The sequence below is a fragment of the Streptomyces sp. BE20 genome (genome assembly GCF_036322525.1).
Classification (GTDB): Bacteria; Actinomycetota; Actinomycetes; order Streptomycetales; family Streptomycetaceae; genus Kitasatospora.
Genome location: NZ_JAQYWW010001114.1, coordinates 1 through 322 on the forward strand (window position 1 = coordinate 1; position 322 = coordinate 322).

The 322-nt window shown below is 73.0% G+C and carries 1 protein-coding gene; it reads right to left on the reverse strand.

What is annotated here, in order from left to right:
- A partial coding sequence (locus tag PUR61_RS45595) for an acyltransferase domain-containing protein (RefSeq protein WP_329883373.1) occupies positions 1 to 322 on the reverse strand: 322 nt, incomplete at both ends.

Genomic DNA, 322 nt, shown 5'->3' on the forward strand with positions numbered 1-322 from the left:
AGGCTCGGCGAAGGACAACCCACGCACCACGGCGCGGAAGTCCTCCAACATCGGCTCCATCAACCGGGAGTGGAACGCGTGACTGGTCCGCAGACGGCTGGACTTCCAACCCCGCCCGCCCGCCGCCTCCGCGACGGCGTCAATCTCGGCTGCCAGCCCCGCGACCACCACGGCCCCAGGACCGTTCACCACCGCGACGTCCACGTCCGGGAACGCGGCGAGGACGTCCGCCTCGGAAGCACCCACCGCGAGCATCGCCCCACCCGCCGGAAGGGCCTGCATCAACCTGCCGCGCGCCGCGACCAGCGTGGCCGCGTCCGGC